Origin of the sequence: Herbaspirillum lusitanum, assembly GCF_026127345.1 — a bacterium.
In the GTDB taxonomy this organism is placed as follows: domain Bacteria; phylum Pseudomonadota; class Gammaproteobacteria; order Burkholderiales; family Burkholderiaceae_D; genus Herbaspirillum; species Herbaspirillum lusitanum.
Map to the genome: position 1 here is coordinate 368,289 of NZ_QXFG01000008.1, position 21,683 is coordinate 389,971.

Genomic DNA, 21,683 nt, shown 5'->3' on the forward strand with positions numbered 1-21,683 from the left:
ATATGCAGAAAAATTTGTTCTGGATTCGGCAAGCAACGCCGACACTTCCGCACACTGAAATCACTCTGATGAGCATCTCCATGAGCAACTGGACACTTGAAACCATCCATGCCGCCTTGCCGGCCATCGAGCAAGAGCTGGCGCGTACCGCCGCCGAGCGCGACAAGGCCGGCGGCCACGCAGCAGCGCAGAAGGAATTGTTGCGCCAACACGGTTTGCTGCTGCTGGCGGTGCCCAAGGAATACGGCGGCATCGGCGCCTCGTGGAGCGAGACCTTCGCCATCGTGCGCCGCATTGCGCGCGTCGACAGCGCCATGGCGCACCTGCTGGCGTTCCAGACGCTGCAATTGTCGGGCGTGATTTCCTACGGCAGCGACCGGCAGCGCCAGCTTTACCTGGGCGAGACCGTCGCGCTCAATCACTGGTGGGGCAATTCCGCCAATCCGGCCGATCCGCGCTTGGTCGCCACCGAGCAGGACGGCGGGCTGGTGCTGCAGGGGATCAAGGGTTTCTGTTCCGGCACACTGGGCTCGCATCGCCTGCTGACCACGGCGATCCACCAGCCCAGCGGCAAGCTGCTGATTGCGGTGCTGCCGACGGCGCGCGAGGGTATTTCCATCCATGACGACTGGGATCCGATCGGCCAGCGCCAGACCGACAGCACCTCGGTCAGCTACGAGCAGGTCAGGCTCGAATGGAGCGAAGTGCTGCACCGTCCCGACGGCGTATCGACGCCGTTCCTCACCATGCGCGGCGTGGTGGCGCAACTGATCCTGGTGAATCTTTATCTGGGCATGGCCGAAGGTGCGTTCGAACAGGCGCGCGACTATACGCTCAACCAAGGACGTCCCTGGTTCGCCTCAGGCGTACAGCGCGCCGCCGACGATCCTTACGTCATCCATCGCTACGCCGAGATGCATCTGAAGCTGCGCGCCGCGCGGGCATTGACTGATGAAGCCGGTGCAGAAGTGGACCGGGCCTGGGGCATCGGCCGCGAGTTGACCAGCGAGCAACGCGGCAGGGCGGCGCTGGCCGTGGCCGAGGCCAAGATACTGGCGCATCGCGCCGCGCTGGCGGTGGGCGAGGACGTGTTCGACGTCTGCGGCGCACGCGCCACCAAAGCGGAACTGGGGCTGGATCGCTTCTGGCGCAATGCGCGCACCCACACCTTGCATGACCCGATCGACTACAAGCTGCGCGACGTCGGCCGCTATGCGCTGGAACATCTGTTGCCGGAACCGACGCTGTATTCCTGATTTCCTGATTCCGGCTATTCGGAATGATGGCGGAATCTGTCCGGTGAGGGAGCTAAACCGGGCCGCCGCACCCGGCAGGAAACGGCCGCGACAAATTCATGCCGGCGTCTGCACCGCCGTTTCCATGACCGGTGCGATGACGTAGCAGCCGCGCCCCTTGTTCTTGGCGTCGTACATGGCCTTGTCGGCGGCCTGGAGCAGGATATCGGGATCGCAATACGTTTCGCACACGGCAATGCCGATTGAAACGCCGATCTTGTATTCGCCGTGCCCGATCTGCAGCGGGTCGGCGACGACGCGGATGCACTTCTCCGCCAATGCACGTGCGCCATTCTCCAGTGGTGCGCCGAGATCGGTCGCCAGCAATACGAATTCGTCGCCGCCGACGCGCGCCAGCGTATCGCTGTGGCGTGCGACTTTTTGCAGCCGCTGAGTGATTTCCTGCAGCACCTGATCGCCGGCCTTGTGGCCCAGCGTGTCGTTGATCGGCTTGAAGCCGTCGAGGTCGAGGAACAGCAGCGCTACGCCGCGCTGCGTCTGTGCAATCGCTTGCTGCATGCGTTCGGCCAGCATGACCCGGTTCGGCAAGCCGGTCAGGATGTCGTGATGCGCCTGGTGCTGCAATTCCGACTGATGTGTCTTGAGACGCGACAGCAGACGGTTGAAGGCCATGGTGAGATGGCCGACTTCATCGTTGCGGTAGACCGGCAGCGGCGTCAGCGGCAACTCGCCGCGCGTCATGCGTTCGGCCTGGTCGGCAGCGCGCCGCAGAGGGCGGAAGAACCAGATGATCACCAGAATGATCAGCAGGAAAATCACGGCAGCCTGCATCGCGCCGCCGCGCACGATGAACGCCTGCACCCGGTCCACCGTCGGCAGCGCCGCTTTCACCGGCAGCCGCGCCACCACGAACCAGCCGGTGCTGGGCACGTCGGCAATGGCCTTGATTTCGTCGATATCGCCGTTGGCGCCGACGCCGCTGCCGCGATAGCCGTCGACCGCCTTGTCCAGCATGGGATCGACGCCGACTTCAGGCAAGGATTTGAAAATCAGTTCTTTCTGGCTGGAAGCCAGGATAAGCCGTCTCGCCGGCGACACCAGCAGGAAGCTGCCCGATTCGCCCAACCGTGCCTGTTGCAAATGATCGAGGAAACCGGTCGCCGCCAGCGCGGTGGAGCCGCCCAGCACTGCCACGAACTTGCCGCCGGCGTCGCGCACCGGCGCCAGCATCGGCAGGATCGGATATTGCTCGGTTCTGCTCAGTATCGGTTCGCCGATGATGAACTTGCCTTCCCTGACCAGATGAAAATCGGGAAAGATCGCCAGCGAGAGGTTGCGGCGACCAGCTGCCGCCGGATAGTCGACGATGACTTCGCCGTTGGCGTCGGCGACGAACAGTCCGGTGGAGAACAGCGGCTGCAGTTCCTGGCGTTCGCGCAGCCAGGCACGCAGTTTTTCCGGTTGATCCAGCAATTCCGTGGGCAGCATGCGCGCCAGCTGTTCCAGGAAACGGCGCCGCTCGACGATGCGGTAGTTGATGTCCTGCGCCAGGTAGCTGGCGATCGTGCTCTGCTGGTCGGCGGCGACTTCGCTGAGATCGTCATGCAGGAAGTTGGTCAACACATGAAAGCGTGCGACCGCGCTGGCGAATACGACCAGGGTGCCGAACAGGACCAGACGGGTGACGAGACTGTTGAAGAAGCGTTTGAAATTCATACGGAGGATGCCGGTGTTGTTGTTATTGTTCGTTGATTCGCAACTTCGCTGACGCGGTCGCGCACCACGCGGATGGCTTGCTTGAGCGCATAGACGTCGCCGTAGTAGCGTTGCGGAATATCGATCTGGTTGGCGTTGGCGTCGATCTCTTCGATTTCGGCATGCCATTCGGCGAGTTTTTCGTCGGATGGTTCTTGCGTGTTCCAGATTTCTTCTTCCAGCAGATGGATTTCCTTGTACCACACAACCAGGCGTTTTTTCATGCTGGCTTCATAGATGCGCGGCACCGCCTGGACCAGACCGAACAGTACGGCGATGAATGGTAGCAAAATCGTGAAGCGGCGCTCGATGAAATTGGCCAGCCAGAACGGCAGATAGCGTTGCAGGAAAGGACGGCCGGATCTGAAATAACGGCGCGTCTCATCGGAGATGTTGAAGTCTTCGATGTTCTGGTTCGGGAAGTAATTGCGCGGCGTAAAAAAATCCGGCGCGGTGTGAATCACGTTGGCGGCGTCGAGCAGCAGGTAGGCCAGGGCCGGATGCAGGGACTCCTTCGACACCAGCATGGCGGTGGCCGCGAGCAGCGTGACGTCATGCGAAGGGCTGTCGTTGATCAGGCTGGTGGCGCCGCGCGGATAAGTGATCTTCGACAGCGAGGGAAACTTTTGCACCAGCGCATCGGCCTGCGAAAAACTCATCAGTTTCATGCCGCTGTTGAGCAGCGTGTGGATCAGCTGGCTGTCGGCGCGGCCGATGAAGAAGGCCGCATCGATCTTGTTATTGAGCAGTTGTTCGTAGGCCTTGTTGCCGCTGAGTTCTTCCAGTGTGGAGTTGTTGGTGGTGATGCCGTTTTCGGTGAGCAGGTCGTTGGCGACGATGCGCAGGCCGCTGCCCGGCAGTCCCAGCGAAATGCGTTTGCCGCGCAATTGCGACAAGCGGTCATAGGTTGCATTGCCTTGATAGAACACCCAGATCGGTTCATACGAAATCGCGGCAATGGTCTGGATGCCGGGCGCCTGTTCGCCGTTGCCCGTGCCCGATTGGATGAAGCCGACCTGGAATTCGCTGTCGTCTTCGCGCAGGCGCTGGAAATTTTCCACCGAGCCGGACGAGGTGCGGATGTCGAGCGTGATACCGTCGCGCTTGAGGATTTGCGCATAGCGTTGCGCATAGTTGTGATAGATGCCGCCTTCGGCGCCGGCGGTCATCACGATCTTGCCTTGAGTGGCGGGCTTCAGCATCGCCAGCACGATCCAGCAGACGGCCAGCAGCACCAGCGAGCCGATCAGCATCAGGCGGCGCAGCCGCTGCGGCGTCATCGGCGGCTTCTGGATGCGGTGCAGCGGAAGAGGAGTCTTGGACATTGGTCGCTGCTTTTTTTGCTTGTTGGCGCCCGTTCTTTTATTGAGCGCTGCTTGTGCCGCCGGCTTGTCCTGTCAATTTGCTGACAACGAATCCCTAAGCCGGTTCTGCGTGTTCCACCATCAACTGTACCTTGGTTGTGCCGTTATATTCGTTGGCATCCAGTCTAAATGCAACCGTTGCGTAATCGGGAAGCGCATCCGTGTTGCCGAACCAGATCGCATCGTACTTCTGGCCGTTCTTTTCGAGCAGCAGTTTCAGGTGCTTTTCCTTGAGGATACGCTGACTCAGCACGCGGAAGCGATCGCAGAAGACCGGCGGCGCAAAGCCCTGTCCCCACACCTGGTCGTCCATCAGGCTGATGAAATTGACCGAGTAATAGGCATCCTCGAGCATGCCGTCGGTTTCGACCACGCGCTCGAGCTGGTTCTGGCTTAACCAATCTTTGCCTACTTCTTCAAATGCCTGGGCGAAGGCGTCGAAGGCTTCGGCGTGGATCGTCAGGCCGGCCGCCATCGCATGGCCGCCGAATTTGGTGATCACCGACGGCGCATGCTTGGACACCAGGTCCAGCGCATCGCGCAGGTGGAAGCCGGCGATCGAGCGGCCCGAACCCTTGATCAGGCCTTCGTCGCCGGGTGCGAAGGTGATGGTGGGGCGGTAGAACCTGTCCTTCAGGCGCGAGGCGACGATGCCGATCACGCCTTGGTGCCAGGAGGCGTCGAACACGCTGATGGTGCGCCGGTCCTGCGGGTTGAAATCGTCCAGCAGGTTCAGCGCGGTGTCCTGCATGCCGGCTTCGATGTCGCGCCGTTCGCGGTTGATGGCGTCGAGCTGCTGGGCGATGGCCCAGGCGCGGCCTTCGTCGTCGGTGGTCAGGCATTCGATGCCGAGCGCCATGTCGGCCAGACGGCCGGCGGCGTTCAGACGCGGGCCGACGGCGAAACCGAGGTCGAACGGCGTGGCGCGGCGCGCTTCACGGCCGGCGGCGCGGAACAGCGCGGCGATGCCGGCATGCATGCGGCCGGCGCGCATGCGCTTCAAACCTTGCGCCACCAGGATACGGTTGTTGGCGTCGAGCTTGACGACGTCGGCGACCGTACCCAATGCGACCAGGTCAAGCAGCGTATCGAGCTTGGGCTGGGTCTGGGCGTCGAAGATGCCACGCTTGCGCATCTCGGCGCGCAACGCCAGCAGCACGTAGAACATGACGCCGACGCCGGCCAGGTTCTTGCTCGGGAAGCCGCAGGACGGTTGGTTCGGATTCACGATCACGCGTGCGTCGGGCAGGCTGTCGCCGGGCAAGTGATGATCGGTGACGACGACGTCGATACCGCGCGCCTTGGCGGCGGCGACGCCATCAATGCTGGCGATGCCGTTGTCGACGGTGACGATGATGTCGGGCGATTTTTCGCGAATGGTCAGTTCGACGATTTCGGGCGTCAGGCCGTAGCCGTACTCGAAGCGGTTCGGCACGATGAAATCGACTTGTGCGCCGAGGCTGCGCAGGCCGCGCAGGCCGACCGCGCAGGCGGTGGCGCCATCGCAATCGTAGTCGGCGACGATGACCATCTTTTTCCCGGCGGCAATGGCGTCGGCCAGATAGACTGCTGCCGCGTCGATGTGCAGCAGGCCGGACGGCGCGATCAGCGCGCCCAGTTCGCTCGACAAATCCTTGGCGTTGAGCAGGCCGCGCGCAGCATAAACGCGCGCCAGTACCGGATGGATACCGCTGTGGATCAGGCCGTCGACGTCGCGCGGGTCGTAGCTGCGGGTGGCAATACGGATCATGGCGTCAATCTCATGGGGCAAGTTTGGCCAGCGAAGGCTTGCTCCAGAACCTGCGCAGCGATGACGCGGTGACCGTCACGTGCTGCAGTTTGTCCTGGCCGGTGAACACCAGCGACAAGGTGGCGAGGCGCTTGCTGCGTACGGCTTGCAGCAGCGGCGCGAACCATAGCTTGTCGAGCGCTTCCATGCGTTGCAGCCAGTAGCCCCACTCATCGGTCAGGCCAGGTTCCAGCAGATCGCTCAACAACAGCAAGCCATGCTCGCCGGGGGCGGCCAGCACGCCATCCGGGGCGGAGCCGTGCTGCGCGGTTGCGGTCAGCGCCTGCGGCCAGCCGCTCAGGTTGAAGCTGGCCTGATAGGTGGTGGTCGGGACGGTCGAGGCAGCGGCAGCACCGCCCCAGATCCACAGCGAGTTGACCGGTTTCTTGCCGTGCATCTCGCGCTCGTCGTTGATCGCTTCGGAGAACCATTGCATCTGTACTTCATTCTGGAGCTTGCGCCAGGCCAGTTCGCCCGGACCTTCCGGCATCCAGATGTCGATATTGCGGCCGCTGGCGGCTTGCGGCGAGGAGGTGCGCAGGCCGGCCCAGTCGTCGGCGCGCAGCAGCCAGGTGGCGGCGTCGACATACAGCAGCGTGCGGCCGATTTCTTCGAACAGCGGCAGGGCGGAATTGAACAGGCGGCGCGATTCGGCTTCTTCGAGATCCAGTTGGCCGATGTCGGTCAGCACCAGATGGTCGCGCGCGACGTGGATATGCGCGGGTTGCACGATGAACCAGTGGCCTTCGGCGGGCGCGGGAGGGGGGACGCGATTGCGCAGCATCGCAGCCGCGACGGCCGGGCTGTTGCCGCGTTCATCCTGTTGCGGCGCACCGGGCGCAGCAAGGTTGAAGCGTTCAGCTAGCCAATGCTCATGCGGCAGAGCACGGGAAAACGGATCGAGATGTTGCAAGGGAGCGGTAGTCTTGCTGCGCGCCAACAGCATGGCCAGCGCGGGAGCCTTGCATTCGCGCACCAGATCGCGCGCCATTTCGGCCTGCGGCAGGCCAAAAGGGAGAAGTATGTCGAGATGATTCATGCCGCGATTGTAGGCGAATTTCATTGTTCTGGCCTAAAACCCCCTATGGACGCGGCTCGTCGGCGGATGTCGAAATCGTAAAAAAGCGTGGCCGTCAAAACTTGGCGGGCGTTTTACGGTCTCAATCGCGATCCGGCCTGACTGTCCCGGGCCCAATGGGACAGTGAAAGATGACGGAGAGTGTGGCAAACTGGCGCATTGTCGTCCGGCATCGTTTCCAGAAAAGAGAGTCAAGGTTTGAGTCTGATAAAAAATTTACCGTTCGAATGGCTGGTCGGCATTCGCTATACACGGGCCGGCAAGCGCAGCGGCCGCAATAGTTTCATCTCATTCATTTCCCTGATTTCCATGGCCGGCATCGGTCTCGGCGTGGCTGCGCTGATCGTGGTGCTGTCGGTGATGAACGGCTTCCAGAAGGAAGTGCGCGACCGCATGCTGTCGGTGCTCTCGCACATCGAAGTGTTCGACGCGTCCGGCGCCATGCCGGACTGGCAGGCGGTGGCCAAGCAGACCTTCCAGAACAAGGAAGTCATCGGCGCGGCGCCGTATGTGGCGGCGCAGGCCATGATGACGCGCGACGACAACGTGCGCGGCGTGGTGATTCGCGGCGTGTTGCCGGCTGAAGAGCCCAAAGTTTCCGACGTTGCCGGTCAGGTCAGGCAAGGCAAGTTCTCCGATCTCAAACCGGGTGAATTCAACATCGTGCTGGGCGGCGAGCTGGCGCGCAGCCTGCATGTGACGCTGGGCGACAAGGTCACGCTGATTGCGCCGCAAGGGCAGGTGACGCCGGCCGGCGTGCTGCCCCGACTGAAGCAATTTACGGTGGTGGGCATTTTCGAGGCAGGGCATTACGAGTTCGACTCGTCGCTGGCCTTCATCCAGATTGAAGATGCCGAGAGATTGTTCCGTCTTGACGCGCCGTCCGGCGTGCGCTTGCGCATCAAGGACATGCTACAGGCGCCGCAGGTGACCCAGGAATTGTCGACGCAGCTGACCGGCAACCTCTACCTGCGCGACTGGTCGCAGCAGAACAGCAACTGGTTCGCGGCGGTGAAGACCGAGAAGCGCATGATGTTCATCATCCTGACGCTGATCATTGCGGTGGCGGCGTTCAACCTGGTGTCGACGCTGGTGATGACGGTGACCGACAAGCAGGCCGATATCGCGATCCTGCGCACGCTCGGCGCATCGCCCGGATCGATCATGAAGATCTTCGTGATCCAGGGGGCGCTGGTGGGCCTGATCGGCACCGCATTGGGCGTCGCGTTCGGCGTGGTGGTGGCGCTCAATATCGACGTCATCGTGCCGGCCATCGAGCGACTGTTGCACGTGCAATTCCTGCCCAAGAGCATTTACGTGATTTCCGAACTGCCGTCCGACCTGATCTGGTCGGATGTGTGGACCATCGGCGCAGTGGCGGTAGTGCTTGCCTTCCTGGCGACGCTGTACCCGAGCTGGGCGGCGGCGCGCGTGAAACCGGCGGAGGCGCTGCGCTATGAGTAACCAGACGAACCAGACGAACAACAACATGAATCAACACGACCAGGCAGTGCTGTCCTGCCGCGGGCTGGGCAAGACCTTCATGCAAGGGAAATATTCGGTGAAGGTGCTCAACGGCGTCGACATCGACGTCAAGCCCGGCGAGCAGGTCGCCATTGTCGGTGCATCCGGTTCGGGCAAGTCGACGCTGTTGCATCTGCTGGGCGGCCTCGATACGCCGAGCGCCGGCAGCGTCACCTTGATGGGCAAGGATTTCGCCAATCTGGGCGAAACTGCGCGCGGCGATTTGCGCAATGCGGCATTGGGTTTCGTCTACCAGTTCCATCACTTGCTGCCGGAATTTTCGGCGCTCGACAACGTCGCCATGCCTCTCATGATCCGCCGCGTCAAACGCGACCAGGCGCAGGAGCAGGCGCGTACGATCCTGGCTCGCGTCGGCCTGGAAAACCGCGTGCGTCACGTGCCGGGCGAGCTGTCCGGCGGTGAGCGCCAGCGTGTTGCGCTGGCGCGCGCATTGGTCACGAATCCGGCCTGCGTGCTGGCCGACGAGCCGACCGGCAATCTTGACCGCAGCACCGCCGACAAGACGTTTGAATTGATGATAGAACTGTCGCAGACGCTGGGCACCGCTTTCGTCATCGTCACCCACGACATCGAACTGGCGCGCCGCTGCGGCCGCGTGCTGCGCTTGTCGGAGAACGGCTTGCTGCCGTATACCGCCTGAGCGGCAAACCGAACACGAAACAACAGGAAACAAACAGGAAACAAGGATTTCATCATGAATACACGTCAATGGCTTGAACAACTGGTTGCGTTCGACACGACCAGCCGCAACTCCAATCTCGAACTGATCACCTCGGTGCGCGACAGCCTGCAGGCGCAGGGCATCACACCCTGGTTCGCGCATAACAAGGAGCGCACCAAGGCCAATCTGTTCGCCACGCTGCCGGCCACGGAAGGCCCGGACGCCGGCACGATACAGGGCGGCATCGTCTTGTCCGGCCACACCGACGTGGTGCCGATCGATGGGCAGAAATGGGACAGCGATCCGTTCACGCTGACCGAGCGCGACGGCTTGCTGTACGGTCGCGGCAGCTGCGACATGAAAGGCTACATCGCCGCGTCGCTGGCGCTGGTGCCGGAGTTTCTGGCGATGCCGCGCAGCAAGCCGCTACACCTGGCGTTCTCCTATGACGAGGAAATCGGCTGCGCCGGTGCGCCGAGCATGCTGGCCGAATTGCAGGAACGCGGCATTCGTCCCGACAGCTGCGTGGTCGGCGAACCGACCAACATGCAGGTGGTGGTGGCGCACAAGGGCATCAATGCCTTCACTTGCCGCGTGCATGGCAAGTCGGCGCATTCCTCGCTGACGCCGCAAGGTTGCAACGCCATCGAATACGCCGCGCGCCTGATTTGCACAATCCGCGATTTTGCCGATGCCTACAAGGTCAACGGTCCGTACGACACGCTGTACGACGTGCCGTTTTCGACCATGACGACCAACCAGATTCGCGGCGGCATCGCGATCAACACGATTCCCGATCTGTGCGAATTCACCTATGAATTCCGCAATCTGCCGGGCATGTCGCCGGACAAGATCCAGGCGCAGGTTACGCAATACGTACGCGATCAGTTGTTGCCGAAAATGCAGGCCGAATATCCGGACGCCAAGATCGACATCGGCATCATCGCCGCCAGCCCGGCATTGGAAACCGCCGAGCAGGAAGCCATCACGGCGCTGGTGCGCGCGCTGACCGAAGACAACGAAAAGCGCAAGGTCGCCTATGCCACCGAGGCCGGGCTGTTCCAGCAAATCGGCATCCCGACCATCGTCTGCGGTCCCGGCGACATCATCCAGGCGCACAAGCCGAACGAGTTCGTGGCGATTGCGCAATTGCAGCGCTGCGAAGAGTTCCTGCGCAAGCTGGGCCGTTCGCTGCAAGCCGCCTGACGATCGGCAGACGCGCTGCTGCATTGGATTGCATCGCGTTGCTTTGAGTCTTTCATGAACTGCCGGCATCATCTGGATCAACTATGTGGATTAGGTATGTGGGTTGATACGCACTGCCATCTTGATGCCGGCGAGTTTGCCGGTGAAGAGCTCGCCGTCGCCGAGGGCGCGGCCGGGCAGGGCGTAGGCATGATCGTGGTGCCGGCGGTGGCGCCGTTCAATTTCGACGCGGTGGCGCGACTGGCGCGGCAACGCGGCAATTGCGTGTACGCGCTGGGCATCCATCCCTTGTATGTCCCCAACTGCGACGAGAGCGACTTGTCGGCGTTGCGTAATGCAGTGGAGGCCGCGCTCAACGACAAGCGTTTTGTCGCCATCGGTGAAATCGGACTGGACTTCTTTGTCCCGGCGCTGAAGGAACCGGCCATGCGCGACAAGCAGGAGCACTTCTACCGCGAGCAACTCAAGCTGGCGCGCGAATTCGATTTGCCGGTGCTGCTGCACGTGCGCCGCTCGCAAGACATCATCCTCAAATACCTGCGTCGCATTGTCGTGCCGGGCGGAATCGCGCACGCGTTCAACGGCAGTTTCCAGCAGGCGGAAACCTTCATCGGACTGGGTTTCAAACTGGGCTTCGGGGGGGCGATGACGTTCCCGCGTTCGTTGCAGATACGCCGGCTGGCTGCGGAGGTGCCGCTTGAAGCCGTCGTGCTGGAAACCGACGCGCCTGATATTTCTCCCGCCTGGCTGCATCCGCAGCGCAATACGCCGGATCAGATTCCGCGCATCGGCCAAGTGCTGGCCGAATTGCGCGGCATGGACATCGCGGACGTGGCTGCGGCCACCAGCGCCAATGCACATGCGGTGTTGCCGCGCCTGGCTGCGGCGACATAAGCATGCGCAGCGCGATTCTCGGTTTCGCCGCAGGAATTGCCTTTTTGCAGATGCAGGCGCAACTGCTTCCTTTCGAAGGACATATGGCGTTGCTGGCAGCGGCGGTCTTGCTGTTGCTGGCATGCTGGCGGCTGCGGGATACCGGCGCCCGCGCCGTGTGGAAGATTGTCCTGCGCATCGTGCTGTTCAATCTCGCCGGTCTATGCGCTGGCTTCGCCTGGGGCGGCTTGATGGCGCAGTACCGGTTGGACGACGCCTTGCCTGCAGCGTGGGAGGGCCATGACGTCGTCGTGGTCGGCACCATCGACAGCCTGCCGTATCGCTTCGAGCGCGGCGTACGATTCAACTTCAATGTCGAAAGAGTGGCTCCGCAAAACGGCGGCAGGCCGCCGGTGCCGCAGCGAGTCGCTTTGTCCTGGTACAGCCCTGGGGCTTTCGGCCAAGCCGGGGGCGAGTCAGGACAAGCGGTTCCGGGAGTGCGTCCGGGTGAACGGTGGCAGTTCACGGTGCGCCTCAAACGTCCGCACGGCAATGCCAATCCGCATGGTTTCGACTACGAAGTCTGGCTGCTCGAGCAGAACTTGCGTGCGACCGGATCAGTGCGCTCCGATCAGCAATCGGCCTACAAGAATCATCGCCTGCAGGAATTCGTCCTTACGCCATCCAACGCCATCGAGTACGGTCGCGCCTGGCTGCGCGACCGCATCATGTCGGCGCTGCCGCAACAGAAATACGCCGGCGTCATCGTCGCGCTGGTGATCGGCGACCAGCGCGCCATTGAGCAATCCGACTGGAGTATTTTCAACCGCACCGGCGTCGGCCACCTGGTGGCGATTTCGGGATTGCACATCACGCTGATCTCCGGCCTGTTCGGCGCGTTCTTCGGTTGGCTGTGGCGGCGTTCGTTCTTTACGCGGGCGCAGTTGCCGCTGCTGTTGCCGGCGCCCAAGGTGGCGGTGCTGGCCGGTTTGGCGGCGGCGCTGGTCTATGTGCTGCTGGCGGGATTCGGCGTGCCGGCGCAGCGCACGCTATATATGCTGTGCGTGGTGGGCCTGGCGTACTGGACGGGGCGGCTGACACATATTTCCTATGTGATGTCGCTGGCGCTGGCGGTGGTGCTGCTGTTCGATCCGTGGGCGTTGCTGTGGCCGGGCTTCTGGCTGTCGTTCGGCGCCGTGGCGATCATCCTGTACGCCTCTGCCGGACGCGTCGGCGCCGACGTATCGGCCGAGCCGCAGATCCTGACGCCGATGCAGCGCCATCGCCGTCCTTCTCGCCTTGCCAAGATGCGGCGGTCGTTGCGCGCGGGCGCTTATACACAATATGTCGTCACGCTCGGCTTGTTGCCGCTGACGATGGTGCTGTTCGGACAGTATTCACTGCTCAGCCCGCTTGCCAATGCGGTGGCGATTCCCTTGATCACCCTCGTGGTGGCGCCGCTGTCGCTGCTGGGCAGCATCTTGCCGCCGCCCTTGTCGCAATGGTTGCTGCTGGCCGCGCATACGGTGCTGGAGTGGCTGGTGCAGTGGCTGGAATGGCTTGCCGGCCAGCCGTTTGCGGTCTGGCAGGCGCCGTTGCCGCCGTTCTGGGTGTTTGCGCTGGCGCTGGGCGGGACCTTGCTGCTGCTGGCGCCGCGCGGCTGGCCGGCGCGCTGGCTGGGGCTATTCGGCTGGCTGCCGCTGATCTTCAACACGCCGACCTGGCCGGAGCAGGGCCAGGTCCACGTGACCGCCTTCGACGTCGGGCAGGGCATGGCCTTGCTGGTGGAGACGCCGGGACATCGTCTGTTGTACGACACCGGTCCGTATTACTCGCCGGAATCCGACGGCGCCAATCGCGTGATCGTGCCGTATCTGCGCGCACGCGGCATCGATCATCTCGACGCCGTGGTGATTTCGCATAACGACAACGACCATTCCGGCGGCGCGCTCTCGCTGTTCAAGGAGATCGCGGTCGACCGCGTGTATTCATCGCTGGCGCCGACCAGCGCGATCGTCCGGGCCGCACCCGATCACAAGCGCTGCCAGGCCGGTCAGCAATGGCGCTGGGACGGCGTGGCGTTCGACATGCTGTATCCGGCGCCGGTCAGTTACGACAGCGACAAATGGAAACCGAATGCGCGCAGCTGCGTGCTGAAAGTCAGCCTGGGCAAGCGCGCGATTCTGCTGCCCGGCGATATCGAGGCGGTGCAGGAAGATGAGCTCGTCAACGGCGCCGACGCCGCCCGGCTGCGGGCCGACGTCCTGCTGGCGCCGCATCACGGCAGCGGCACGTCGTCGACGGAGGCATTCCTGCAGGCGGTGCAGCCGAGCCTGGCCTTGTTTCAGGTGGGTTATCGCAACCGCTTCAATCATCCCAAACCGGAAGTGTATGCACGCTACGGCCGCATAGGCATACGCGGCTTGCGCAACGATGAGGCGGGCGCCATCTCGCTGCAATTCGACAAGGCGAACGACAACATAAGCGTGCAGGAATATCGTCGCGAACATGCGCGCTACTGGTACGGAAAATAGCACGCCGGACACCGAAAAAGCACGCCGGAAAAGGCTGACGCCGCGCGTTAATTGCCAGATAATCCGGCAATCAATACGTCCATCCGATGCCATGAACCACCAGACGACCTTGCCGATCCTGCATTTTGCCCATGCCAACAGTTACCCGGCGGGGACCTACGGCATGTTCTTCGACCAATTGCGCATGCACTACGATGTGCGCGCCTTGCCCATGCATGCGCATAATCCGGCTTACCCGGTGGATGACGGCTGGCGCAAGCTCGGCAAGGAACTGGGCGAGGAACTCGCGCAACGCTACAGCGAACCGGTGATCCTGGTCGGTCATTCGATGGGCGGCATCCTGAGCCTGCTGGCGGGGCGCAAGCGGCCCGACCTGGTGCGCTGCGTGGTCTTGCTGGATTCGCCGATCGTGGCGGGCTGGCGCGCTTCCACGCTGCGGCTGCTGAAACTGCTGCGCATTGAAAGCAGGCATTCGCCTTCGGTGGCGTCGAGCCGCCGCCGCAACGCCTGGCCGGACATGGAGGCCGCCTATCAGCATTACGCCGCCAAGGCCATGTTCGCGGCCTGGCCCGAGCGCGTGCTGCGTGATTATGTCGCCCATGGCGTCGAGCCCGAGCCGTCCGGCGGCGTCAAGCTGCGCTTTACGCGCGAAACCGAAACCGCGGTCTACCGCACCATTCCGCATCATCTCGGGGCGTTGACGCGACGACAATATCCGGTGCCGGTCGGCTTCGTCGGCGGCATCGATTCGGTGGAGTGCCGGCTGGCCGGACTGGACGCCACCAAAAGACTGGTGGGGAAGCATTTCAGGCAGATTCCGGGCGGCCATTTGTTTCCGATGGAAGCGCCCGAAGCAGCGGCGCAGGCGACCCACGAAATGATCCGGGGCTTGCTTGCAGGGAAATAAGCCGCGCCGGATTCCGGCCGGAAATCTGGCGTTTCCGCAAAAGAGGGGGATGAAAAGCGGGCGGTTTGGGGTATAATTCGAATTTCCCGCACGTGCCGTTCGGCACCTTCTTTGTAATGACCAAGTTTGTATTTGTCACTGGCGGCGTCGTGTCTTCCCTGGGTAAAGGGATTGCCGCCGCGTCCCTCGCTGCGATCCTCGAATCGCGCGGCCTCCGAGTCACCCTTCTCAAGCTCGATCCCTACATCAACGTTGATCCTGGAACGATGAGCCCATTCCAGCACGGCGAAGTGTTCGTCACCGATGACGGCGCTGAAACCGATCTGGATCTCGGCCATTACGAGCGTTTCATCACTGCCAAGATGAAGAAGGTGAATAATTTCACCACTGGTCAGATTTATGAGTCCGTGATCCGCAAGGAACGCCGCGGCGAGTATCTGGGCAAGACCGTTCAGGTCATCCCGCACATCACCAACGAGATCCAGGATTTCATCCACCGCGGCGCTGAAGGCTATGACGTGGCGCTGGTCGAAATCGGCGGCACCGTCGGCGATATCGAATCCCTGCCGTTCCTCGAAGCAGCGCGTCAGCTGAGCCTGCGCGCCGGCCGCAACGCCGCCGCCTTCGTGCATCTGACGCTGGTGCCGTTCCTGGCCTCGGCCGGCGAACTCAAGACCAAGCCGACCCAGCACAGCGTGCAAAAGCTGCGCGAGATCGGTATTTCGCCGGACGCCTTGCTGTGCCGTGCCGACCGCCGTATTCCCGACGATGAGCGCGACAAGATTTCGCTGTTCTCCAATGTCGTGGTCGACGCCGTGATTTCGGTGTGGGATGCAGATAGCATCTATAAGATTCCACAGATGTTGCACGACCAGGGATTGGATAACATCATCTGCGAAAAACTCGGCCTGTCGCCGAGCCCAGCGGATCTGTCGATGTGGGACAAGCTGATCCATGCGCAAGACAATCCATCGCACGAAGTCACCATCGGCATGGTCGGCAAGTACGTCGATCTGACCGAGTCGTACAAGTCCCTGACCGAAGCGCTGCGCCACGCCGGTATTCATACCGGTAGCCGCGTCAACATCGAGTACCTGGATTCGGAAGAAATCGAGACCACCGGCACTGCCGTCCTGGCTAAGTATGACGCGATCCTGGTGCCGGGCGGCTTCGGCAAGCGCGGCGTGGAAGGCAAGATCGCCGCGGCGAAATTTGCACGCGAGCACAAGGTGCCTTACCTGGGCATCTGCCTGGGCATGCAAGTGGCGCTGCTGGAATATGCACGCAACAAGGCCGGCCTGGCGCAAGCCAATTCCACCGAGTTCGATCCGGAAACGGAACAGCCGGTAGTGGCGCTGATCGACGAATGGCAAAACCACGACGGCAAGGTCGAGAAGCGCGACGCCAATTCTGATCTGGGCGGCACCATGCGCCTGGGTGCGCAGACCTGTGACGTCAAGCCGGGTACATTGGCTTCCGAAATTTACGGCGCCAAGGTGACCGAGCGTCATCGCCATCGCTACGAGGCGAACAATTTTTACCTGCCCCGCGTGGAAGAGGCGGGCCTGATCGTGTCGGCGCGTACGCCGACCGAAGATCTGTGCGAGATCATGGAGCTGCCGCGCACCGGCGGTGAGAATGCCCACCCGTGGTATCTGGGCGTGCAGTATCACCCCGAGTTCAAGTCGACCCCGCGCGACGGCCATCCGCTGTTTATCTCGTACATCAAGGCTGCTCTGGCGCACCATGATGCGACTGCGGCAAAAGGAAAAGCATGAAACTGTGCGGTTTTGACATCGGCCTCGATCAGCCGTTTTTCCTGATCGCCGGTACCTGTGTAATCGAGTCGGAGCAAATGACGCTGGACACAGCCGGCGCCTTGAAAGAGATCACGACTGAACTGGGCATCCCGTTCATCTACAAGTCGTCCTTCGACAAGGCCAATCGCTCGTCCGGTTCCTCGTTCCGCGGTCTGGGCATGGAAAAGGGCCTGGAAATCCTGGCCAAGGTCAAGAAGCAGATCGGCGTGCCGGTGCTGACCGACATCCACGAGATCGACGAGATCAAGCCGGTATCGGAAGTGGTCGACGTCTTGCAGACGCCGGCTTTCCTGTGCCGCCAGACCGATTTCATCCGCGCCTGCGCGCAGTCGGGCAAGCCGGTCAATATCAAGAAGGGCCAGTTCCTGGCGCCGCACGACATGATCAACGTGATCGCCAAGGCGCGCGCGGCGGCCAAGGAAGCCGGCCTGCCGGAGGACAACTTCATGGCCTGCGAACGCGGCGTGTCTTTCGGCTACAACAACCTGGTATCCGACATGCGCAGCCTCGCGATCATGCGCGAGACCGGCGCGCCGGTGGTGTTCGACGCCACCCACTCGGTGCAGCTGCCGGGCGGACAGGGCACGTCCTCGGGCGGCCAGCGTGAATTTGTACCCGTACTCGCCCGCGCGGCGATTGCGGTCGGTATTGCCGGCGTGTTTATGGAAACACATCCGAATCCGGCGGAGGCCAAATCCGATGGCCCCAACGCTGTTCCATTGGCTCGTATCAAGGAGTTGCTGGGCACGATGATCGAACTGGATCGCATTGTGAAGAAATCGGTTTTCCTGGAAAACGATTTTTCCTGAAACTGAGCGGGCGCGGATTTCGTTCCGGCCCGGCTTCCGTCTATAAAAATTTGCTTAAACCCCTGCTTGATGGAGATGTTTGAATGAGTGCAATCGTTGATATTATCGGCCGTGAAATTATCGACTCGCGCGGCAATCCTACTGTCGAATGCGATGTCCTGCTGGAGTCCGGCGTATTGGGTCGTGCGGCAGTGCCGTCCGGCGCCTCGACCGGTTCGCGCGAAGCGATCGAACTGCGCGACGGCGACAAGAGCCGCTATTTCGGCAAGGGCGTGCTGCAAGCCTGCGAGAATATCAACACCGAGATCTCCGAAGCGATCATGGGTCTGGACGCCAACGAACAGGCTTTCCTGGACCGTACGCTGATCGATCTCGACGGCACTGAGAACAAGGCGCGCCTGGGCGCCAACGCCACGCTGGCCGTGTCGATGGCGGTCGCCAAGGCGGCGGCTGAAGAAGCCGGCCTGCCGCTGTATCGTTATTTCGGCGGCAGCGGTTCGATGCAGATGCCGGTGCCGATGATGAACGTCATCAATGGCGGTGCGCACGCAGACAACAATCTCGATCTGCAGGAATTCATGATCATCCCGGTCGGCGCACCGAGCTTCCGCGAAGCGATTCGCTACGGCGCCGAAGTGTTCCATACACTGAAGAAGATCCTGCACGCCAAGGGCCTGACCACGTCGGTCGGCGACGAAGGCGGTTTTGCGCCGAACGTGGCCAGCCACGAAGCAGCGATCCAGCTGATCCTGCAAGCGATCGAAGAAGCCGGCTATGAGCCGGGCACGCAGATCGCCTTGGGCCTGGATTGCGCCGCAAGCGAATACTACAAGGACGGCAACTACCACCTGGCCGGCGAAAACATGGTGCTGACACCGGCGCAAAAGACCGGTCTGCTGGCATCCTGGTGCGACAAGTACCCGATCATCAGCATCGAAGACGGCATGGCCGAAAATGATTGGGCCGGCTGGAAGTTGCTGACTGAAACGCTGGGCAAGAAGGTGCAATTGGTCGGCGACGATTTGTTCGTCACCAATACCAAGATCCTGAAAGAAGGCATCGACAAGAACATCGCCAACTCGATCCTGATCAAGATCAACCAGATCGGTACATTGACCGAGACATTCGCCGCGATCGAGATGGCCAAGCGTGCCGGCTACACCGCCGTGATCTCGCACCGTTCGGGCGAAACCGAAGACTCGACCATCGCCGACATCGCCGTCGGCACCAACGCGTTGCAGATCAAGACAGGCTCGATGTCGCGTTCGGACCGCATGGCCAAGTACAACCAGTTGCTGCGTATCGAGGAAGACCTCGGCGATATCGCCAGCTATCCTGGCCGTTCGGCTTTCTACAATCTGAAATAAGCAAGATGTCCGGCAGCATTCGCCTGCCGGACAATCACCCGGCATTCTTTCGATGCGCCTGATCATCCTCTGCCTCACAGCACTTTTGGTGCTGATCCAGTATCCGCTTTGGCTGGGCAAAGGCGGATGGCTGCGTGTATGGGATCTGGACAAGCAAGTCCAGCAGGCGCAGAAGAAGAATGACGAACTCAAGGCGCGCAACGCCAAGTTGGAATCCGAAGTGGAAGACCTCAAGCAGGGCACCGGTTCGGTCGAAGAGCGGGCGCGCTACGAGCTTGGCATGATCAAGCAGAACGAAGTCTTCATCCAGGTCCTTGACGGCAATGCCGCGGCTGTCTCCAGGACGCCGCAACAGCCCATGCCGTCGGCGCCCGTACCACCTTCAGCCACGCCTGCGTCGTCTCCCTCCCGATCTTCCCCTGCTTCACGCTAGGATCGGCTTGCCATGTCTCTCAACGACAGCCTGCCGCTGTTCGGTTTCGCCGGTCTCGTCACGACACCGCTGGAGCTGATCTCCTTCCTGCTGGCGATCATCACGGTCGCGCTCAATATTCGCCAGAATCACTGGGCCTGGTTGTTTTCCATTTTGTCTTCCGCCTTGTACGGCGTGGTGTTTGTCGACGCGCGCTTGTACGGGGACGCCGGCCTGCAGTGCGTGTTCGTGGCGGTGTCGGTGTGGGGCTGGTATCAATGGCTGCGCGGTGGTGAGCAGCATTTACCGCTGAGGGCTTCCACGCTGTCGCGTCGCGGCATGCTGTGGTCGGGCGTGGCCTGGCTGGCCGGCTTCGCTCTGCTGTCGGTGTTCCTGCGTCATTTCACGGATACCGACGTGCCGCACATGGACGGCTTCCTGACGGCGGGAAGTCTGGTCGGACAGTTCCTGCTGTCGCGCAAGAAGATTGAAAACTGGCTGGTCTGGATTGCGGTGGACGTACTCTACGTCGGCTTGTATCTCTACAAGCACCTGACGCTGACTGCGATTTTGTATGGTTTGTTCGTGCTGCTGGCGATCGCCGGCTGGCGCGCATGGAAGCAGGCGCCGGCCGTGTCCTGAGCTTCAGTCAGCCAGGATCACGCGATTCTTGCCGGCGTTCTTGGCCTTGTACAGCGCCACGTCGGCGCGCTTGATCAGATCGGCCTGGGTTTCGCCTTGCGCGCGATAGGCCACGCCGGCGCTGAAGGTGATCAGCAAACGCTGCGTGTTGTGCATGAAAATGCGCTTGGTCAGTTCGCGCTGCACACGGGTGATGATCTGCATCGCTTCGGCCGGCTCGGTTTCCGGCAGCAACACCAAAAACTCCTCTCCGCCGAAGCGAGCGATCACGTCCAGCTTGCGCAGCGTTTCCTTGACCACGTTCACCAGATGCACCAGCACTTCGTCGCCGGTGGCGTGACCGTGCGTGTCGTTGATGCGCTTGAAATCGTCGAGGTCGAGCAGGGCGATGCACAGCGGCGCGCCCAGACGATCGGCGTTCATGATCTCGCGCTCCAGCGATTCGTCCATGCCGCGGCGGTTGAGGCTGCCGGTCAGCTGGTCTTCACGCACCAGTTCTCCCATGTGCACCAGTTGCGACTCCAGGGCGGTGATGCGGGCTTCGGCTTTTTGCATTTCCTGGCGCGCATTGATCATTTCATCGCGCGCGCGCAGCGCTTCGTCCTGCGCGTCCTTGGTTGCATTCATGATGCCGTTGAGCACCGAGTTGAGATCGCTGATGTCCGAGGCCTGGCTGATTTGCTGCGAAAAAGTGGCGATGGTCTTGTGATAGTTGTCGGTCGTCGACACCATCGCGCTGAGGCGATCGACGAAGGTCAGCATCATGTTCTTGGCGGTGACCTTTTCTTCGCTCAGCGTATTCTTGAGCAGGCCTTGCTTGAAGATGACTTCCTTCAGGGTCTTGGTGGCGTCGGCCAGCGAGGTCTTGCTGATCGGGCCGTTGATCAGTTCCTGCACGGCGGTGATCTGGCTGCTCAGCCACGATCCTTTCTCCAGCAGGCCGTGGATGTTCTCCAGCAACAGCTGGAACAGGCGCATCAATAATTCCTGCTGCAGGGCAATGTCTTCGCTCTTGAGTTCAATCTGGAAGCTCATCTGCTTGAGGCGGCCGATGACCTCGTTCATGGCCTGTTCGGAGAACGCGGTCTTGAGATCGAGGCCGATCGATTTCGATTCGTTCGCCAGTTCCGGCGCTTCGATCAGCAGCGACGCCATGTTGAAGATCAGCACGCGCGCCAGCACCTCGCGCAGCATCTTTTCCTTCTTGCTGTCGCGGATGAATTCGCGTTCCGGATCGATCGGCACGAGTTGGCCATGCGGGACCAGGTTGCGCGATGGAAAATATTGCTCGACGAAATTGTCCAGCTCGTCGTTGTAGTCTTTCCAGTCGCTGCCGTTGACCGCCATCGTCAGGCGCAGGCCGAGCTTGCCGATGTCGCCCGGCTGCTGCGTCAGGTGCTGGGCGAACGCGGTGAGGACGCCTTCCGGCTTCAGGTCGCTCTTGGTGCCGACGATTTCTTCGTAGGCCTCACGATAGGCGTCAGGAGTAGGGGCAATGCGGCGTGTGGCGAGTTGCTGGAAGGCTTCTCGCGCGATATCGACGGGACTTTGATCTGGCTTTTTTGGCATGCCTGATGGGCGGCTTCTTATTCAAACGGATTGCGACAAGTCTCATGGCTTCCCGCCGGATGACGCGGAACAATATCCGGCGACATGGCGTTCTTT

17 protein-coding genes are annotated in these 21,683 nt (G+C 61.7%); 12 read left to right on the forward strand and 5 right to left on the reverse strand.

Translation table 11 applies throughout. The features are described from left to right. The first annotated feature begins 80 nt into the window (after nt 1-80). The gene (locus tag DXT88_RS10160) at nt 81-1,256 is read left to right on the forward strand and encodes an acyl-CoA dehydrogenase family protein (protein WP_265213145.1); all 1,176 of its coding nucleotides are present in this window, start codon (nt 81-83) and stop codon (nt 1,254-1,256) included. A 96-nt stretch (nt 1,257-1,352) separates the two neighbouring features. Here the strand turns inward: DXT88_RS10160 and DXT88_RS10165 are convergent, their stop codons facing one another. The 4 genes from DXT88_RS10165 to DXT88_RS10180 form a co-directional block, all read right to left on the reverse strand. Beyond that, nucleotides 1,353-2,972: a diguanylate cyclase domain-containing protein gene (locus DXT88_RS10165; RefSeq protein WP_265213147.1), complete on the reverse strand. Its 1,620-nt coding sequence runs from the start codon at nt 2,970-2,972 to the stop codon at nt 1,353-1,355. Further along, nucleotides 2,969-4,336 carry a TAXI family TRAP transporter solute-binding subunit gene (locus tag DXT88_RS10170; protein WP_265213149.1) on the reverse strand — a complete coding sequence of 456 codons (1,368 nt, stop codon included), beginning with the start codon at nt 4,334-4,336 and terminating at the stop codon, nt 2,969-2,971. Before DXT88_RS10170 ends, DXT88_RS10165 begins: the two co-directional genes overlap by 4 nt. Nucleotides 4,337-4,430: 94 nt before the next feature. Beyond that, nucleotides 4,431-6,125 carry a single-stranded-DNA-specific exonuclease RecJ gene (gene recJ / locus DXT88_RS10175; protein ID WP_265213151.1) on the reverse strand — a complete coding sequence of 565 codons (1,695 nt, stop codon included), beginning with the start codon at nt 6,123-6,125 and terminating at the stop codon, nt 4,431-4,433. A gap of 10 nt (nt 6,126-6,135) precedes the next feature. Further along, nucleotides 6,136-7,227 (reverse strand): hypothetical protein, encoded by a 1,092-nt coding sequence (locus DXT88_RS10180; protein WP_321161109.1) that lies wholly within the window; start codon nt 7,225-7,227, stop codon nt 6,136-6,138. A gap of 213 nt (nt 7,228-7,440) precedes the next feature. Here DXT88_RS10180 and DXT88_RS10185 point away from each other — a divergent pair, with 213 nt between their 5' ends. The 11 genes from DXT88_RS10185 to pnuC all read left to right on the forward strand — a co-directional run bounded on the left by DXT88_RS10185 (nt 7,441) and on the right by pnuC (nt 20,018). Then, nucleotides 7,441-8,706: a lipoprotein-releasing ABC transporter permease subunit gene (locus DXT88_RS10185; protein ID WP_265213154.1), complete on the forward strand. Its 1,266-nt coding sequence runs from the start codon at nt 7,441-7,443 to the stop codon at nt 8,704-8,706. Between the two features lie 25 nt (nt 8,707-8,731). Further along, nucleotides 8,732-9,427 (forward strand): lipoprotein-releasing ABC transporter ATP-binding protein LolD, encoded by a 696-nt coding sequence (gene lolD / locus DXT88_RS10190; protein WP_265213155.1) that lies wholly within the window; start codon nt 8,732-8,734, stop codon nt 9,425-9,427. A 54-nt stretch (nt 9,428-9,481) separates the two neighbouring features. After that, complete coding sequence (argE, locus tag DXT88_RS10195; protein WP_265213156.1) at nt 9,482-10,654, forward strand: acetylornithine deacetylase; 1,173 nt, start codon at nt 9,482-9,484, stop codon at nt 10,652-10,654. Nucleotides 10,655-10,750: 96 nt separating this feature from the next. After that, complete coding sequence (locus DXT88_RS10200; RefSeq protein ID WP_016835046.1) at nt 10,751-11,548, forward strand: TatD family hydrolase; 798 nt, start codon at nt 10,751-10,753, stop codon at nt 11,546-11,548. A 2-nt stretch (nt 11,549-11,550) separates the two neighbouring features. Continuing rightward, the gene (locus tag DXT88_RS10205; RefSeq protein ID WP_265213159.1) at nt 11,551-14,061 is read left to right on the forward strand and encodes a DNA internalization-related competence protein ComEC/Rec2; all 2,511 of its coding nucleotides are present in this window, start codon (nt 11,551-11,553) and stop codon (nt 14,059-14,061) included. A gap of 91 nt (nt 14,062-14,152) precedes the next feature. Beyond that, nucleotides 14,153-14,968, forward strand: coding sequence for an alpha/beta fold hydrolase (locus tag DXT88_RS10210; protein ID WP_265213161.1), 816 nt, complete (start codon nt 14,153-14,155; stop codon nt 14,966-14,968). A gap of 116 nt (nt 14,969-15,084) precedes the next feature. Further along, on the forward strand, nt 15,085-16,746 hold the full coding sequence (locus DXT88_RS10215) for a CTP synthase (RefSeq protein WP_016835049.1): 1,662 nt from the start codon (nt 15,085-15,087) through the stop codon (nt 16,744-16,746). Continuing rightward, nucleotides 16,743-17,597 (forward strand): 3-deoxy-8-phosphooctulonate synthase, encoded by an 855-nt coding sequence (kdsA, locus tag DXT88_RS10220; protein WP_016835050.1) that lies wholly within the window; start codon nt 16,743-16,745, stop codon nt 17,595-17,597. The genes DXT88_RS10215 and kdsA overlap by 4 nt, the downstream gene beginning before the upstream one ends. Before the next feature lie 83 nt (nt 17,598-17,680). Further along, nucleotides 17,681-18,964 (forward strand): phosphopyruvate hydratase, encoded by a 1,284-nt coding sequence (gene eno, locus DXT88_RS10225; protein ID WP_016835051.1) that lies wholly within the window; start codon nt 17,681-17,683, stop codon nt 18,962-18,964. A 52-nt stretch (nt 18,965-19,016) separates the two neighbouring features. Continuing rightward, on the forward strand, nt 19,017-19,397 hold the full coding sequence (gene ftsB / locus DXT88_RS10230; protein ID WP_016835052.1) for a cell division protein FtsB: 381 nt from the start codon (nt 19,017-19,019) through the stop codon (nt 19,395-19,397). A 12-nt stretch (nt 19,398-19,409) separates the two neighbouring features. Continuing rightward, on the forward strand, nt 19,410-20,018 hold the full coding sequence (gene pnuC, locus DXT88_RS10235) for a nicotinamide riboside transporter PnuC (RefSeq protein ID WP_265213168.1): 609 nt from the start codon (nt 19,410-19,412) through the stop codon (nt 20,016-20,018). A 3-nt stretch (nt 20,019-20,021) separates the two neighbouring features. Here the strand turns inward: pnuC and DXT88_RS10240 are convergent, their stop codons facing one another. Continuing rightward, nucleotides 20,022-21,587 (reverse strand): GGDEF domain-containing protein, encoded by a 1,566-nt coding sequence (locus DXT88_RS10240; RefSeq protein WP_265213170.1) that lies wholly within the window; start codon nt 21,585-21,587, stop codon nt 20,022-20,024. Nucleotides 21,588-21,683 lie beyond the last annotated feature (96 nt).

What these genes read in the sequence shown, in the direction of transcription:
- DXT88_RS10160 (WP_265213145.1), top strand. Translation starts at nt 81, where the DNA reads ATGAGCAACTGGACACTTGAAACCATCCATGCCGCCTTGCCGGCCATC.
- DXT88_RS10165 (WP_265213147.1), bottom strand. Translation starts at nt 2,972, where the DNA reads ATGAATTTCAAACGCTTCTTCAACAGTCTCGTCACCCGTCTGGTCCTG.
- DXT88_RS10170 (WP_265213149.1), bottom strand. Translation starts at nt 4,336, where the DNA reads ATGTCCAAGACTCCTCTTCCGCTGCACCGCATCCAGAAGCCGCCGATG.
- recJ (WP_265213151.1), bottom strand. Translation starts at nt 6,125, where the DNA reads ATGATCCGTATTGCCACCCGCAGCTACGACCCGCGCGACGTCGACGGC.
- DXT88_RS10180 (WP_321161109.1), bottom strand. Translation starts at nt 7,227, where the DNA reads ATGAAATTCGCCTACAATCGCGGCATGAATCATCTCGACATACTTCTC.
- lolD (WP_265213155.1), top strand. Translation starts at nt 8,732, where the DNA reads ATGAATCAACACGACCAGGCAGTGCTGTCCTGCCGCGGGCTGGGCAAG.
- argE (WP_265213156.1), top strand. Translation starts at nt 9,482, where the DNA reads ATGAATACACGTCAATGGCTTGAACAACTGGTTGCGTTCGACACGACC.
- DXT88_RS10200 (WP_016835046.1), top strand. Translation starts at nt 10,751, where the DNA reads ATGTGGGTTGATACGCACTGCCATCTTGATGCCGGCGAGTTTGCCGGT.
- DXT88_RS10205 (WP_265213159.1), top strand. Translation starts at nt 11,551, where the DNA reads ATGCGCAGCGCGATTCTCGGTTTCGCCGCAGGAATTGCCTTTTTGCAG.
- DXT88_RS10210 (WP_265213161.1), top strand. Translation starts at nt 14,153, where the DNA reads ATGAACCACCAGACGACCTTGCCGATCCTGCATTTTGCCCATGCCAAC.
- DXT88_RS10215 (WP_016835049.1), top strand. Translation starts at nt 15,085, where the DNA reads ATGACCAAGTTTGTATTTGTCACTGGCGGCGTCGTGTCTTCCCTGGGT.
- kdsA (WP_016835050.1), top strand. Translation starts at nt 16,743, where the DNA reads ATGAAACTGTGCGGTTTTGACATCGGCCTCGATCAGCCGTTTTTCCTG.
- eno (WP_016835051.1), top strand. Translation starts at nt 17,681, where the DNA reads ATGAGTGCAATCGTTGATATTATCGGCCGTGAAATTATCGACTCGCGC.
- ftsB (WP_016835052.1), top strand. Translation starts at nt 19,017, where the DNA reads ATGCGCCTGATCATCCTCTGCCTCACAGCACTTTTGGTGCTGATCCAG.
- pnuC (WP_265213168.1), top strand. Translation starts at nt 19,410, where the DNA reads ATGTCTCTCAACGACAGCCTGCCGCTGTTCGGTTTCGCCGGTCTCGTC.
- DXT88_RS10240 (WP_265213170.1), bottom strand. Translation starts at nt 21,587, where the DNA reads ATGCCAAAAAAGCCAGATCAAAGTCCCGTCGATATCGCGCGAGAAGCC.